Annotated in this window: 14 protein-coding genes; 8 read left to right on the top strand and 6 right to left on the bottom strand. The window is 72.7% G+C overall.

All coding sequences use genetic code 11. From position 1 onward, the window contains the following. Positions 1-52 precede the first annotated feature (52 nt). Entirely contained in the window at positions 53-1,708 is a 1,656-nt protein-coding gene (gene cydC / locus ACLF3G_RS02775; RefSeq protein WP_430667786.1) for a thiol reductant ABC exporter subunit CydC, read from the top strand. On the opposite strand, the gene ACLF3G_RS02770 is transcribed toward cydC, so the two are convergent. From ACLF3G_RS02770 to ACLF3G_RS02750, 5 genes are all read right to left on the bottom strand, one after another. After that, a complete protein-coding gene (locus tag ACLF3G_RS02770; protein WP_430667785.1) occupies positions 1,709-2,056 on the bottom strand; it encodes an antibiotic biosynthesis monooxygenase family protein in 348 nt (115 codons plus the stop codon). Between the two features lie 111 nt (positions 2,057-2,167). Next, the gene (locus ACLF3G_RS02765) at positions 2,168-3,244 is read right to left on the bottom strand and encodes an asparaginase (RefSeq protein WP_430667784.1); all 1,077 of its coding nucleotides are present in this window, start codon (positions 3,242-3,244) and stop codon (positions 2,168-2,170) included. 85 nt (positions 3,245-3,329) lie between these two features. After that, entirely contained in the window at positions 3,330-4,301 is a 972-nt protein-coding gene (locus ACLF3G_RS02760; protein WP_430667783.1) for a Bug family tripartite tricarboxylate transporter substrate binding protein, read from the bottom strand. 65 nt (positions 4,302-4,366) lie between these two features. Next, positions 4,367-5,425 carry an isocitrate/isopropylmalate dehydrogenase family protein gene (locus tag ACLF3G_RS02755; RefSeq protein ID WP_430667782.1) on the bottom strand — a complete coding sequence of 353 codons (1,059 nt, stop codon included), beginning with the start codon at positions 5,423-5,425 and terminating at the stop codon, positions 4,367-4,369. A gap of 14 nt (positions 5,426-5,439) precedes the next feature. Then, positions 5,440-6,483, bottom strand: coding sequence for a serine hydrolase domain-containing protein (locus tag ACLF3G_RS02750; protein WP_430667781.1), 1,044 nt, complete (start codon positions 6,481-6,483; stop codon positions 5,440-5,442). Between the two features lie 115 nt (positions 6,484-6,598). On the opposite strand from ACLF3G_RS02750, the gene msrA reads away from it, so the two are divergent. From msrA to ACLF3G_RS02730, 4 genes are all read left to right on the top strand, one after another. Continuing rightward, positions 6,599-7,144: a peptide-methionine (S)-S-oxide reductase MsrA gene (gene msrA / locus ACLF3G_RS02745; RefSeq protein ID WP_430667780.1), complete on the top strand. Its 546-nt coding sequence runs from the start codon at positions 6,599-6,601 to the stop codon at positions 7,142-7,144. Positions 7,145-7,155: 11 nt separating this feature from the next. Further along, a complete protein-coding gene (gene msrB / locus ACLF3G_RS02740; protein WP_430667779.1) occupies positions 7,156-7,581 on the top strand; it encodes a peptide-methionine (R)-S-oxide reductase MsrB in 426 nt (141 codons plus the stop codon). A 76-nt stretch (positions 7,582-7,657) separates the two neighbouring features. Beyond that, entirely contained in the window at positions 7,658-8,758 is a 1,101-nt protein-coding gene (locus ACLF3G_RS02735) for a beta-propeller fold lactonase family protein (protein ID WP_430667778.1), read from the top strand. Next, the gene (locus ACLF3G_RS02730; RefSeq protein WP_430667777.1) at positions 8,755-9,510 is read left to right on the top strand and encodes a polysaccharide deacetylase family protein; all 756 of its coding nucleotides are present in this window, start codon (positions 8,755-8,757) and stop codon (positions 9,508-9,510) included. The genes ACLF3G_RS02735 and ACLF3G_RS02730 overlap by 4 nt, the downstream gene beginning before the upstream one ends. A gap of 69 nt (positions 9,511-9,579) precedes the next feature. Here the strand turns inward: ACLF3G_RS02730 and ACLF3G_RS02725 are convergent, their stop codons facing one another. Further along, positions 9,580-9,927 carry a YMGG-like glycine zipper-containing protein gene (locus ACLF3G_RS02725; protein WP_430667776.1) on the bottom strand — a complete coding sequence of 116 codons (348 nt, stop codon included), beginning with the start codon at positions 9,925-9,927 and terminating at the stop codon, positions 9,580-9,582. Positions 9,928-10,091: 164 nt separating this feature from the next. Here ACLF3G_RS02725 and ACLF3G_RS02720 point away from each other — a divergent pair, with 164 nt between their 5' ends. The 3 genes from ACLF3G_RS02720 to ACLF3G_RS02710 are packed head-to-tail and all read left to right on the top strand — an operon-like array spanning position 10,092 to position 13,237. Further along, complete coding sequence (locus tag ACLF3G_RS02720; RefSeq protein ID WP_430667775.1) at positions 10,092-11,210, top strand: Kelch repeat-containing protein; 1,119 nt, start codon at positions 10,092-10,094, stop codon at positions 11,208-11,210. A gap of 48 nt (positions 11,211-11,258) precedes the next feature. Further along, complete coding sequence (locus ACLF3G_RS02715; RefSeq protein WP_430667774.1) at positions 11,259-12,611, top strand: caspase family protein; 1,353 nt, start codon at positions 11,259-11,261, stop codon at positions 12,609-12,611. Beyond that, complete coding sequence (locus ACLF3G_RS02710) at positions 12,608-13,237, top strand: histidine phosphatase family protein (RefSeq protein ID WP_430667773.1); 630 nt, start codon at positions 12,608-12,610, stop codon at positions 13,235-13,237. The genes ACLF3G_RS02715 and ACLF3G_RS02710 overlap by 4 nt, the downstream gene beginning before the upstream one ends. Positions 13,238-13,245: the final 8 nt, after the last annotated feature.

The raw sequence follows: 13,245 nt of genomic DNA, 5'->3' as shown, positions 1-13,245 counted from the left end.
CGCGGGCCCCCTCACCCAACCCTCTCCCCCCGAGAGGGGAGAGGGCTTCGGGATGACGCGCGATCTGGTGCGGGTCCTGGGGCTTTGGCGCGGGCGGTATTGGTGGCTGGCGGCAGGGGCGGCGATGGCCGTGGCGGCGGCGCTGGCAGGGCTGGCGCTGCTCGGGCTGGCGGGGCGGGGCGTGGCGGAGGGGGTGGCGCAGGGCACGGTGTTCGCGGGGGGCGCTGCGGCACTGATCTGGCTGCGGCCGGTGGTGCTTCTGCGGCCAGTGTTCCGCTACCTGGAACGCCTGGTGACGCATGCGGCGACCTTCCGGGCACTGGCGGATACGCGCATCTGGTTCTTTCGCCGGCTGGCGGAACGGCTGCCGGCGGGGCTCGGGTTTCGACGCGCGGGGGATCTGCTCGGGCGGCTGGTCTCGGACATCGATGCGCTGGACCGGGTGTATCTCGGCGCGGTGGTGCCGGGGGTTGCCGGGGTGGCGGCAGTGCTGGCGATCGCGCTGGTGCTGGGCGCCATAGACCCGGCGCTGGCGGCGCTGGTCGCGCTGCCCCTGGCCGCGGCGCTGCTGCTGCCGCCCTTGCTGGCGCCGGGGGCGGCCTCTGCCGGGCAGCGCGTGGCGGAAAGCCAGGGGGCGCTGCGGGCGGCGGTGGTCGATCCGCTCACGGGCATCGAGGATACGCTGGCGGCGGGAGCGGAGGCGCGTGCCTCGGCGCGGGTGGCGCAGGAGGGTGCGGCGCTGGCCTCGGCGCAGCGGGCGCTGGCGCGGCGCGGGGCCTGGGGCGGCGCGGCGGGGGCGCTGCTGAGCCAGGCGGCGATGCTGGGCGCGCTGGGCTATGGGCTGGCGTCCGGGCAGGCAGGGGTCGCGGCGGCGGTGCTGGGGCTGTTCCTGGCGACGGCGGCGGGGGAGGCGCTGGGGCTGATGCCGCGGGCCGGGGCGGCGCTGGCGGCGGCGGGGGCGAGCGCGCGGCGGCTGTTCGAGGCGGCGGACCAGGCGCCGCCGGTGGCGGAGCCGGAGGCGCCGGTGGCAACGCCACGCGGCCACGCGATCCGCATCGAGGGGTTGCATTTCGCCTGGGCGGCGGATCGGGCGCCGGTGTTCGACGGGTTGGAACTGGATGTGCCGGAGGGGGCGCGGATCGCGCTGCTCGGGCCTTCGGGGATCGGGAAATCCACCCTGGCGTCGCTGCTGCTGAAGCTGGCGGCGCCGCAGGCGGGGCGGATCACGCTCGGTGGGGTCGATCTCGCGGCGCTGCCGGCGGATGCGGTGCGCGGGCGGATCGCCTGCCTGACGCAGGATGCGCGGCTGTTCGACGACAGCATCGAGGCGAACCTGCGGATCGGGCGGCCGGAGGCGGAGGAGGCCGCGCTGTGGCAGGCGCTGGACCGCGCCGGCATCGGCGAGGTGGTGCGGGCGCTGCCGGAGGGGCTGGCGACGCGCTGCGGCGAGGCGGGGGTGCGGTTTTCCGGCGGGCAGGCGCGACGCCTGGTGCTGGCGCGCGCGCTGCTGTCGGAGGCGCCGGTGCTGATCCTGGACGAGCCGGCGGCGGGGCTGGACCCGGAGACGGAGCGCGCTTTCCTGGAGACGCTGGGTGAGGCGACCGCGGGGCGCAGCGTGATCCTGATCGTACACCGGCTGGTCGGCGTGGAGCGGCCGACGCGGATTTTTCGATTGGCGGCGGGCAAGGCGATCTTCGCGACCGGCTGATCAGCCCCGGTGGGCCGCGCGGCTGTCAGCGGGCGCCTGGGCGCGGTCGTGCATCCCATAATCGCGCAGCACGCCGGCGACGCGGAGGCGGTAGTTCTGGAAGACGCCGGCACGGCCCTTGGCCTGCGTGGCGCGGTGGGTTTCGCGCTGGCGCCAGGCCTGGACCGCGGCCTCGTCGCGCCAAAAGGACAGCGACAAGAGCTTGCCGGGGTCGGCGAGAGACTGGAAGCGCTCGATGGAAAGGAAGCCGTCGACCGTTTCCAACTCCGGGCGCAGCGCGGCGGCGAGGTCAAGGTAGTGCTGGCGTTCGCCGTTCGCGGGCCAGACTTCGAAGATGACGGCGATCATGCCGGGATTGTAGCAGACTGCGGGCGCGTCCGCTTCGGTGCGCGGCGAAGCGTGGCGAGGCAACCTCACCCAACCCTCTCCCCCCGGAAGTGAGGGGAGAGGGCTTTCTTCTCAGAAGAAGGCTTCTTTCACGCCGCCGAGCCAGAAGCCGAGGGTGGCCTTGGTGGGGGTGGTGGCGACGGGCTTTTCAAAGACGATCTCGGTGCCGCCAACCAGAGCGCCGGTGCTGTCGGTAATCGGGGGGCAGAGGTCGGGGATGAGGGCCTCGGCCTCCGCGGTCTCCAGCACGCCGTAATGGCCGAGGACGCGGGCGAGGACGGCGAATTTGGCGCGGGGCGAACCATCGGCGGTCTTGATGCAGATGCCCAAGCCCCGTTCGGGGACCATCGCCATCAGGAAACCCTCGGCGCCGCCTTTCAGCACCACGCGGCCATTGGTGGCGCGGACCACGCGGGCGGTGGCGGCGTCCGTGCCCTGCAGGTGGTCCGGGTGGGCGGCCATGGCGCCGAGCACGCGGCGGGCGGCGGCGCGGCGGTTGGCGTCGCCGGAATAGCCCAGCGCAAGGCGGGCGGCGGCGCGGGCCAGGCTGCGCATCGGCAGGGCCAAGGCGGGCAGGCCGCACTGGTCGCGGCCCATCGGCAGCTTCGCGGCGTCCTGGCCGAGGTATTCGGACAGGATGGAGAGGTACAGCTTCTGCGCCGGGTGCGCCGGGTCGGCGTAATCCAGGCCGGCGCCCAAGTGCTTCGCGACGGTCAGGAAGCCGCAATGCTTGCCGGAGCAGTTGTGGTAGACGCGACGCGGGCCGCCGCTGGTGAAGGCGTTGCCCATGTCGGCCTCGCCGCGCGGCAGGGCCGGGGCGCAGACCAGGGCGGATTCATCGAGGCCCAGGCGGCCGAGCCAGTCATTCACCAGCGCGACCTGGAACGGCTCCGCGCTGTGCGAGGCGCAGGCCATGGCGATGTGCTCGTCGGTCAGGCCGAAGGCGTCCGCGGCGCCGCTCTCGACCAGGGCCATCGCCTGGAACGGCTTGAGCGAGGAGCGCGGGAAGGTCATCAGCCCGGCATCGCCCCAGCTGCCGACCAGGCGGCCCTCGAAATCGGCCACCACGACGGTGCCGCGATGTACGCTTTCCACCAGCGGGCCGCGCCAGATGCGCGCAAGCTCGACGAAATCGGTGCCGTCCCTCATGTCCAACTGTCCTCCGCTGGTCGTCGATATCTGAAGGCGAAACGGCTTGTACGCAAGCCGGCCTTTGGCCGGACGCGCAAGCCGTTCAGCCGGTGGTGACGTTGGCGGCACGCACCACGGGGCCCCAGCGGTCGAACTCGGCGCGGACGAAGGTATCCGTGGCGTCGGGCGCCATCCAGATCGGCTCGCTGGCGAGGTCGGTCAGGCGGGTCTTGACGGTGGCGTTGTCGAGCGCCTGGCGCATCGCCTCGGCCAGCCGGTCGATGATCGGGCGCGGGGTGCCGCGGGGGGCGAACAGGCCGGTCCAACTGCGGACCGAATAGCCGGGCAGGCCCTGTTCGGCGATGGTCGGGATATCCGGGCGGAAGCGCACGCGTTCCTCCGTGCCGACGCCGATGATGCGGATACGGCCGGCATCGGCGGGGCCGATGACCGTGGGTAGGTTCATGAAAGCCATCGGGATGACGCCGGCCGAAAGATCCGTCGCCACCGGGCCGCCGCCGCGATAGGGCACGTGGGTCAGGTCCACCTTGGTCATCATCCGGAACAGCTCCCCGGCCAGGTGGTTGGAGCTGGCGATGCCGGAGGAGCCGAAGGACAGGCCGCCGGGCGCGGCGCGAATCTTTGCGAGCAGTTCGGGGACGCTGGAGACGCCGAGCGCGGGGTTCACGGCGAGGACGTTGGGCACGTCCACCATCATGGCGATGCCAGACAGGGCCTCGCGCACGTCGTAGCCGAGGTCGGGCGAGACCAGGGCGTGGAAGACGTGGTTCGACGCCGAGGAAACCAGCAGCGTGTAGCCATCCGGCCGCGCGCGGACGACCTGGCCCATGCCGATGGAGCCGCCGCCGCCGGCGCGATTCTCCACCACCACGGATTGACCGAGCCGCTCGCCGAGCAGGGGGGCGACGAGGCGGGCGACGACGTCGTTGGAGCCGCCGGGCGCCCAGGGGACGATCAGGGTGATGCTGCGGGTAGGGTAGTTGCCCTGGGCGCGCGCCGCGGCCGGGACCAAGGCGGGGGCGGCGAGGGCGGCCAGGATGTGGCGGCGACGCATGGAAGTATCCTCGGGCGTTTCTTCTGGCGGCAGGATGGCGGGGCGGGAGGGCTTGCGCCAGTGGCTTACAGCGCGGCGGCGAGGCGGCCGGCGAAGGCTCGGGTGCCGAGCGGGCCGCCGAGATCCGTTGTGCGGGTCGCCGGGTCCGCCAGCAACGCATCCAGGGCCGCGTTGATGGCGGTGGCGGCCGCGCCGGCGGCGGCGTTGGCGCGGTGGCGCGCGTGCCAGTCCAGCAGCATGGCGGCCGACAGGATCAGCGAGCAGGGGTTGGCGCGGTCCTGCCCCGCGATGTCCGGCGCGCTGCCGTGCTGGGCCTGGGCGCAGCAAAGCTCGGCATTCTCGTTGGTGCTGCCGGCAAGGCCGAGGCCGCCCGACAATTCGCTGGCGAGGTCCGACAGGATGTCGGCGTGGAAGTTGGTGGCGACCAGAACGTCGAAGCGCTGCGGGTCGCGCACCAGGATGGCGGCGCAGGCATCGACGATGATCTCGTCCAGCGTCACCTCCGGATAGTCCTGCGCCACCTCCCGCACGCAGCGCAGCCACAGGCCGTCCGTCATGATGAAGGTGTTGGCCTTGTGCACCACGGTAACCTTGTTGCGGCGCCGGCGCGCGAGGTCGAAGGCCGCACGGGCGATGCGCAGGCTGGCGTGGCGGGTGATGCGGCGCATCGAGATCGCGACATCGGGCGTCGGCATGAACTCGCCCTGGCCCATGTGCATGTTGCGGTCGGGATAGAAGCCCTCCGTCGCCTCCCGCATGATGACGAGGTCGAGCGGCTGGTGGCCGCGGCCAAGGCCGGGGCGGGTGCGCGCCGGGCGGACATTGGCGAACAGGTCGAGGCCGACGCGGAACGCGGCCGAGACGTTGATGCCGCCCTGGTCGCGCGGCGGGTAGTGCAGGTGGCTGATCGGGCCGAGGATGATGCCGTCGCTCGCGCGCGCTGCGGCCAGCACGCTGTCGGGCAGGGTGGTGCCGTGGCTGGCGAGCGTGGCGAGGCCGATCGGCTGCGTCTCCAAGGCGAGGCCGAGGCCGAAGCGGGCATCGGCGGCGCGGAGGACCTGGAGCGTCGCCTCCGTGATCTCGGGGCCGATGCCGTCGCCGGGCAGGACAAGGAGGCGGAGCATGATCCTGTGCCGCCTCAGCCCAGCGCCGCCGCGACCCTGGCGCAGAAGGGCCCGACCGCCTCTGGGTTCACCCAGCGCAGCACGGCGACGACCTGGCCGGCGGGCCAGATCCAGGTGACGTTGCCGCCGGCACCCATGGCAAAGACCGAGTCAGCGGGCGCGCCGGGCCAGCGGTTGGCGCCGTTCAGCCACCAGAGGAAGCCGTAGGAGGGGTTGAGCGGGCAGGGCGCGAGGGATTGGCGGATCCATTCGGCGGGGACGACCTGCCGGCCCTCCCATGCGCCGTTCTGCAGGACGAGCTGGCCGATGCGGGCCTGGTCCTCGGCGTGGATGCGCAGGCCGGCGCCCCAATGGGTGCCGCCGGGGACGGAGGGCAGGCGGCGGCCGTCGATCTCGACCCAGGCGTTGTCGTAGGGGTACCAGACCCAGTCGCGGCTGCCGCCGATCGGGTCCAGGATACGCTCCGCGAAGACTTCCGGCAGCGGGCGGCGGAACAGGTGCAGCAGGGACAGCGACAGGCGGTTCACGCGGACGTCGTTGTATTCCCAGTAGGTGCCGGGGCGGGCGAGGGGGCGGTCCATGCCTTTGCGCGCGGCGGCTTCGCGGGCGAGGTCGCGGCCGCGGTCGATGCGGTCGGACTTGCCGAACAACTCGCCCTCCCATTCGGAGGTGTTGGTCAGCAAATGGCGCCAGGTGATCTCGCTGTTCTGGTCGGATTCGAAGCCGCCGTCGCGGATGCGGGCGCGGACCGGCTCGTCGAGGTCCGGCAGCAGGCCGTCCGCCTGGGCGATGCCGGCGAGGAGGGAGAGGTAGGATTTGGCGGCGCTGAAGGTCATGTCCGCTTGGCGCGTGTCACCCCAGGCGGCGATGCGCTGGCCGCGGTGCAGGACCAGGCCGTTGGGCGCGCCGCGCGGAAAGACCGGCCCGAGCACGGCGTTGTGCGGCGGCGGGTCGAAGTGGCCGGATTCGAGATGCGCGAGGAGGTCGCGCGGGAAGGGGGATTCGTGGGCCTCGGCGAAGGCGACGGCATCGGCGAGGCGGGGGTCAGTCTGGGTCATGCAGGGCAGGGTGCCCCCACCGGCGACGCAGCGGAACCCCCGCCCGCGCAGCGGAACCCCGTGCATCCTCGGGACGAACACCCCACATAGGTCCCAAACGAGGAGAGATACGACCATGACGACCGAAACCGCGACGCTCGGCGGCGGCTGCTTCTGGTGCATCGAGGGCGCGCTGCGGCACGTGCAGGGCGTGACCCGGGTGGAGAGCGGCTATGCCGGTGGGCATGTGCCGAACCCGACCTACGAGCAGGTCTGCGGCAAGCAGACCGGGCATGCCGAGGTGGTGCGGGTGGATTTCGACCCGGAGGTGCTGAGCTATGCCGACCTGCTGCGGATGTTCTTCACGCTGCACGACCCGACCACCAAGGATCGCCAGGGCAACGATGTCGGCCCGCAGTATCGCAGCATCATCATGACCCACTCGCCCGAGCAGGCGGAGACGGCCAGGGCGGTGATGGCGGAGATCGAGGCGGCGGGAATCTGGGGCGGCCGGCTGGTGACGGAGCTGGTGCCGGCGACCGAGTATTGGCCGGGCGAGGCCGAGCACCAGGACTACTTCGCGCGCAACCCGTGGTCGGGCTATTGCCGTGTGGTGGTGGCGCCGAAGGTCGCCAAGTTCCGCAAGCAATTCGCTGCCCGCCTGAAGGCGCAGGCGGCCTGAGGAGCAAATCGATGTCGCTGTTCAGCAAGGACAAGCCGGCCGACACCTACCCGGTGCAGAAGTCGGAGGCGGAGTGGCGGGCCGAGCTTTCGCCGGAGGCCTTCAAGGTGCTGCGCCAGCACGGCACGGAGCGGCCGGGCACGAGCAAACTGCTGACCGAAAAGCGGCCCGGCACCTTCGCCTGCGCCGCCTGCGGGCATGAGCTGTTCGACAATGCCACCAAGTTCGAGAGCGGCACCGGCTGGCCGAGTTTCTTCAAGCCGCTGCCCGGCGGCATCGCCACCACCACGGACCGCAGCTTCTTCATGACGCGGACGGAGGTGCATTGCGCGCAATGTGGCGGGCATCTCGGCCACGTGTTTCCGGACGGGCCGGCGCCGACCGGCGAACGCTACTGCATGAACGGCGTGGCGATGGTGTTTCAGCCGGCGGAATGACCGGCGCCGCCGCTGGACTTTCGCCGGTCCAGCGGCGATTTTGCGGGCCTGTCTCGTAGCCGGAAGAACCTGAACCTTGGCCTGGCGCTGCGTTCCCGTCCTTGTCGCGCTGCTGCTCGGGGGGGCGCCGGCGCGGGCGGACCTCGTCTATGTGCTGAACTCCGCCGACGCGACGATCTCGGTGCTGGATGCCGCGACGCGGGCGGAAAAGCTGCGCATTCCGGTGCTGCGGGAGCCGCATCACCTGGTGCTGACGCCGGATGGCTCGCAGCTGGTGGTGGCGGATTCGGGTGGGAACGAGGTGTTCTTCCTGGACCCGGCAACGGGCGAGGTGCAGCGGCGGGCGGCGATCTCGAACCCCTACCATCTGGAATTCAGCCCGGATGGCCGGTTCCTGGTGATCGCCAGCCTGCGCCGTGGGCAGGTGGACGTGCTGGATGCGCGGACGCTTGAACTGGTGCAGCGCTTTCGGCCCGGGGACAAGCCGAGCCACGTGGCGTTCAGCCCGGACAGCCGGATGGTCTATGTGACGATCCAGGGCGACGGCACCGTCGCCGCCTTCGACCTGACCGACATGACGCAGGCCTGGGTGCAGCCTGTGGGGCCGGAGCCGGCCGGGATCATCTGGCATCGTGGCCGGCTGATCATGGGCATCATGGGCAGCACCCATTTCGTGACGCTGGACCCGGGGACGCGGGAGGTGAAGCCGGCCTTCACGCTCGGGCGCGGGGCGCACACCATCTACCCGGCGCCGAACGGCCGGGCGCTGTACGCCACCAGCCGGGTGGACAGCCGGGTGGCGGAGATCGATCCTGAAACGCTGGCGGTGCGCCGGGTGTGGAACATCCCGGGCGGGCCGGATTGCCTGACCTTCGACCCGCAGGGCCGCATCTGGATGACGTTGCGCTGGAGCCGGAGCGTGGCCGTGCTGGACCCGGCCGGGGAGACCTGGGAGACGGCGCGGGTCGGGCGTTCGCCGCATGGCATCTTCTTCAAGTCCCTGGCGCAGGGCGCGGATTTCGCGCTGGCGGGGATGGGGGCGATGTCCGGCACGCGGCCGCTGTTCACGCCGATGCCGGGGCGGCCGGCGATGGCGCCGCCGGCGCCAGCCGGGCTGGTGCCGGCGCCGATCTCGCCCAGCCCGGTGCTGCCGGCGGCGCTGCGGCGCTCGCCGTGACCCGGCGGGGACTGCTGGCGGCAGGGGCGGCGCTACTGGCCAGCCCGGCCCTGGCGCAGGTGGCCCCGCGTGGCTGCCGCGGGCCGATTTACCTGACCATCGATACCGGCTGGAGCCGGGAGGCGGAGGCGATCGCGGCGGTGCTCCGGCGCCATGCGGTGACGGCGACGCTGTTCATCGCCGATGAGCCGACGTTCCGCGGCGATACCAGCCTGTCCGACAGCTGGGCGCCATTCTGGCGCGCGCGGGTGGCGGAGGGGCACAGCTTTGCCTCGCACACCTGGCGGCACTGGTATTTTGCCGGTGATCCGGGGCCGGGGCGGACCACCTTCCGGTCGCGACGCGGCGAAGGGCAGGTGGTGCTCGACCAGGCGGGGATGTGCGCCGAATTGCAGCGGCCGGTGGATGCGCTGCGGCGGTTTTCTCCGGAAGCACGGGTGCTGCCGCTGTGGCGAGCGCCGGGCGGGATCACCACGCCCAATGCGGTGGCGCTGGCGGCGCAATGCGGGTTGCGGCACCAGGGTTGGACGCGGAACGGGTTTCTCGGCGATGAGCTGGACAGCGGGGCGCACCCGAACGCGGCGCTGCTGCGGCGCAACCTGGCGAATATCGCGCCGGGGGAGGTGCTGGTGATGCATTGGGGCGTGCGCAGCCGGCGGGAGCCGTTCGCCGCGATCTTCGAGGATCTGGTGACCGGGTTGCTGGCGCGGGGGCTGTGCTTCGAGCCGCTGCCGACGCGGGGTGTGGCCTGAGGGCGCTCGTCCACCTCGACCACCCCCTCACCCAGCCCTCTCCCCTCATGGGGGCGAGGGCTTCGAGCGTCAGCGGTAGTTGGGGCGGTAGCCGGCTGGAGGCGGGCCCTGGTGCCAGCGGCCGTACTGGTCGTACCAGCCGCCATAGGCAGGATCGACCGGGGCGGCGACGTAGGGGTCGGGCGGGATGCGCTCGGGCGCCGGGGCCGGGGTGAGGGCGCCGCCGACCGCACCCAGCGCGCCACCGATCAGCGCGCCGCGTCCGGCACTGCCGGTGACCGAGCCGACCAGGGCGCCGGCGCCGGCGCCGAGGGCGCCGCCGGCCAGAGCGCGCTGGTTGCGGTCGTTCGGGTCGGAACAGGCAGCCAGCAGCGCCAGCGGAGCGGCAAGGGCGGCCATTCGGGCGGTACGGGTCATGGGCAGTGTCTCCTGGGGCCGGGTCATCTCGACGGGATCAACGCTGCCCACCGCCGGGGGTTCGCCGGGTTGATACAGGATGGCATCGAAGGATGCCGCTGGAATCGGGCTTCGCGCGGTCGGGGACCTGATTATGCTTCGCCGGGTTCGGGATGGAGGTCGGGATGGATCGCAGGATGATGCTGGGTGGCGCCATGGCGCTGCTGGGCGGGGCCGGGGCGGCACGGGCGCAGCAGGCGGCGCCGGCGCCGCATCATGGGCTGGCCATTCCGCAGGACAGGATGGCGCCGCTGCGGGGCGCCGGGCCGGTGCAGTTGACGCCGGCGCAGTATGCGCAGCGCTTCGTCGACAGCCCGGCGCCGGCCGGGACACCCGGGCGCTGGGTGCAGCGGGCGCCGCTGCCGCTGCCGCGCACGGAAATGGCCTGGGCCGCCGAATGGGACGGCAAGCTGCATGTCGTCGGCGGCTATGCCGAGCAGCAGGTGAACAACACCTGGCACCACATCTATGACCCGGCCTCCGACACCTGGCGGGAGGCGGCGCGCCTGCCGCGCGGGGCGAACCATGTGGGCGTGGTGGCGGCGGCCGGGCGCGTGTACGCCTTCGGCGGCTTCAGCAACCAGAACCGCGGGGCGGATACGCTGGCCTTCGCGTATGACGTGGCGGCTGACCGCTGGGACCGGCTGGCGCCGATGCCGCGACCGCGCGGGGCGGGCGCGCTGGCGGTGATCGACGGCAAGATCCATCACATCGGCGGCGCCTCGGAGCCGGAGCGGGAGCGCGCCTCAGTGGGATGGCACGAGGTGTATGACCCGCAGGCGGACAAATGGGAGATGCGCAAGGCGCTGCCGGGCGCGCGCGACCATGCCGGCGTGCTGGCGCATGAGGGCGTCATCCACATTATCGGCGGGCGCTTCAACACCTTCGAATACAACACCGGCCTGCACCACGTGTACCTGCCGGCGCAGGACACCTGGGTGGAGCGCGCGCCGCTGCCGACGCCGCGGTCAGGCCATGGGCTGGTGCTGTATCGCGGGCGGTTCTTTGCCATGGGCGGGGAATCCGGCTGGTTCGAGAACCGCGTGCTGACCGGCCGCGTGCACGGCCAGATGGAAAGCTACGACCCGGCGAGCGACACCTGGCAGCACCATGCACCGATGCCGACGCCGCGGCATGGCATGGGGGCGGTGACGATCGGCGATTTCATCTACGTGGCCGGCGGCGGCCCGGTTGTGGGCGGCGGCATCAAGACGGCGGTACATGAGGCGTTTACCTTGGGCTGACCGCGCGCCTCGCCTGTAGCCTCGCCGGAAAAAGGCGGGAGCAGGGCGATGGGGCGAAGGGTTCTGGCCGTGCTGGTGCTGGCGCTGGTCGTCGGCGCGATCCAGCCGGCGCTGGCGCAGCGGGTGGCGCTGGTGGTGGGCAATGGCAACTACGCCGCAGCGGCGCGGCTGGAGAATCCGGCGCGGGACGCCGCCGGGGTGGCGGCGGCGCTGCGGCGGCTGGGCTTCGGCGTGGACCTGGTGACGGATGCGACGCGGGCACGGCTGGAACAGGCACTTGGCCGCTTCGGGCGCGCGGCGGAGGGGGCGGACATCGCCCTGCTGTTCTTCGCCGGGCACGGGCTGCAACTCGGCGGCGAGAACTGGCTGGTGCCGACCGATGCGCGACTTGCCGATGCACGGGAGGTGGCGTTCGAACTGGTCGGGCTGGATACCGTGCTGCGGCAGATGGAGCGGGCGCGAACGCGGATCGTCATCCTCGACGCCTGCCGCGACAATCCGCTGGCGGTGCAGATGCGCGGGCTGGGTGGCACGCGCAGCCTGGGGCGGGGACTGGCGCCGGTGCAGGCGCAGGATTCCGGCACGCTGATCGCGTTCTCCACCTCGCCGGGGGCGGTGGCGGAGGATGGGCGCACCGGCAACAGCCCCTTCACCGCGGCGCTGCTGCGCCATATCGAACAGCCGGGCGTCGACCTGCAGATCACGCTGCGGCGGGTGCGGAGCGAGGTGCGGCAGGCAACCGCGGGGCGGCAGACCCCATGGGAGAACAGCAGCCTGCTGGAGCCGGTGGTGCTGCGCGCCGCGGCGCCGGGACGGCCGCAGGTGCAGGCGCCGCCACCCGCCGAGGCGCCGGCCGGGATGGCGGGGGTGGTGCGGCCGGCGGTGCCGGGGTTGCCATGGGGTTTCCGCTGCCCGGCAGCCGGCGCGCAGGTGCGGTATGACGATGGCGGCGAAATCGCCTTTCGCGGCGCCGATCCTGCCGATCCGCTGGTCTGCCTTGTCGTGGTGCGCGGTGGCGTTGAGCGGCGGCTGCTGAACTTCCTGACCCTGCCTTCCGCCCATGAAGCCGCGTTCCGCGAGGCGCTGGCGCCGTTCTGGCCGGCGCCGGCGGGGCGGGCGGCGGGGCGGGAGGCGCGGCTGACCGTCGCGGCCAGCGACGGGATGTGGCAGGAACACTGGCGCCTGCTGCGGGAGGATCAGACGTCGGTGGCCGGGCGGGCGCATGCCGCGCTGGTTTTCAGCCGGTCCGTCGAGGGCATGTTCACGAACCGGCATTTGCGGGTGGAGACGCTGTGGTGGGATCTGGCGACGGGCATCTGGCTGCGTCGGGAGGTGCGGCTGGTTCGCGGCACGACCCGGATCAACCCCTACAGTGCCGTGGCGCTGACGAGCGGCGGGTGAGCGTGGGGTGGACGCGGCGCAGGCTGGGCGGCCTGGCGCTGGCGAGCTTCGGGGCGGGCGAGGCCGTTGCGGCGACGTCTCGGGGCGCCGAGGCGGCGGCGCTGATCCGGGCGCTGCTGGACGGGGGCGTGGTGGTGGTACTGCGGCATGCGATCACGGATCGCCGGCAGGTGGACCGGGGCGACCTGTCCGATCGGGCGGCGCAGCGCAACCTGAGCGATGCCGGGCGGGCGCAGGCGCGGGCGCTCGGCCGGGCGATGGCGGCGCTGGGCGTGCCGCTGGGGGAGGTGCTGGCCAGCCCGGTGTTCCGGGCGCGGGATACGGCGGAGCTGGCCTTCGGCGCGCGGACGGTGGTGGAGCCGCGGTTGACGGCGGATGACTACACGCCGGACCCCGCGATGCTGGCCGCCAACATTGCCTGGCTGCGCGAACGAAGTGGCCGGCCCTCCGCGCCCGGACGCACCGATGTGCTGGTCGGGCATATCGTGCCGATGGGCATGGTGCTCGGGCGCGGGCTGGCGCAGGCCGAGTATCCGGAGGGCGCGCTGGCGGTGTTCGCGCCCGGCGAGCGGGCCGGGCGGCTGCTGGGCATCCTGGCGGCGGAGGCGCTGGCCCCCGCCGGATGAACGCGCCG

It is taken from the genome of Falsiroseomonas sp. HC035 (assembly GCF_050563525.1).
Lineage (GTDB): Bacteria > Pseudomonadota > Alphaproteobacteria > Acetobacterales > Acetobacteraceae > Falsiroseomonas.
Note: the sequence above shows the minus strand (reverse complement) of the source record. Positions and strands in the feature narration are given on the sequence as shown.

Coding starts and splice junctions, on each gene's coding strand:
- msrA (WP_430667780.1), top strand. CDS start 6,599: ATGACGACCGAAACCGCGACGCTCGGCGGCGGCTGCTTCTGGTGCATC.
- ACLF3G_RS02725 (WP_430667776.1), bottom strand. CDS start 9,927: ATGACCCGTACCGCCCGAATGGCCGCCCTTGCCGCTCCGCTGGCGCTG.
- ACLF3G_RS02750 (WP_430667781.1), bottom strand. CDS start 6,483: ATGACCCAGACTGACCCCCGCCTCGCCGATGCCGTCGCCTTCGCCGAG.
- ACLF3G_RS02765 (WP_430667784.1), bottom strand. CDS start 3,244: ATGAGGGACGGCACCGATTTCGTCGAGCTTGCGCGCATCTGGCGCGGC.
- ACLF3G_RS02715 (WP_430667774.1), top strand. CDS start 11,259: ATGGGGCGAAGGGTTCTGGCCGTGCTGGTGCTGGCGCTGGTCGTCGGC.
- cydC (WP_430667786.1), top strand. CDS start 53: ATGACGCGCGATCTGGTGCGGGTCCTGGGGCTTTGGCGCGGGCGGTAT.
- msrB (WP_430667779.1), top strand. CDS start 7,156: ATGTCGCTGTTCAGCAAGGACAAGCCGGCCGACACCTACCCGGTGCAG.
- ACLF3G_RS02720 (WP_430667775.1), top strand. CDS start 10,092: ATGGATCGCAGGATGATGCTGGGTGGCGCCATGGCGCTGCTGGGCGGG.
- ACLF3G_RS02760 (WP_430667783.1), bottom strand. CDS start 4,301: ATGCGTCGCCGCCACATCCTGGCCGCCCTCGCCGCCCCCGCCTTGGTC.
- ACLF3G_RS02755 (WP_430667782.1), bottom strand. CDS start 5,425: ATGCTCCGCCTCCTTGTCCTGCCCGGCGACGGCATCGGCCCCGAGATC.
- ACLF3G_RS02770 (WP_430667785.1), bottom strand. CDS start 2,056: ATGATCGCCGTCATCTTCGAAGTCTGGCCCGCGAACGGCGAACGCCAG.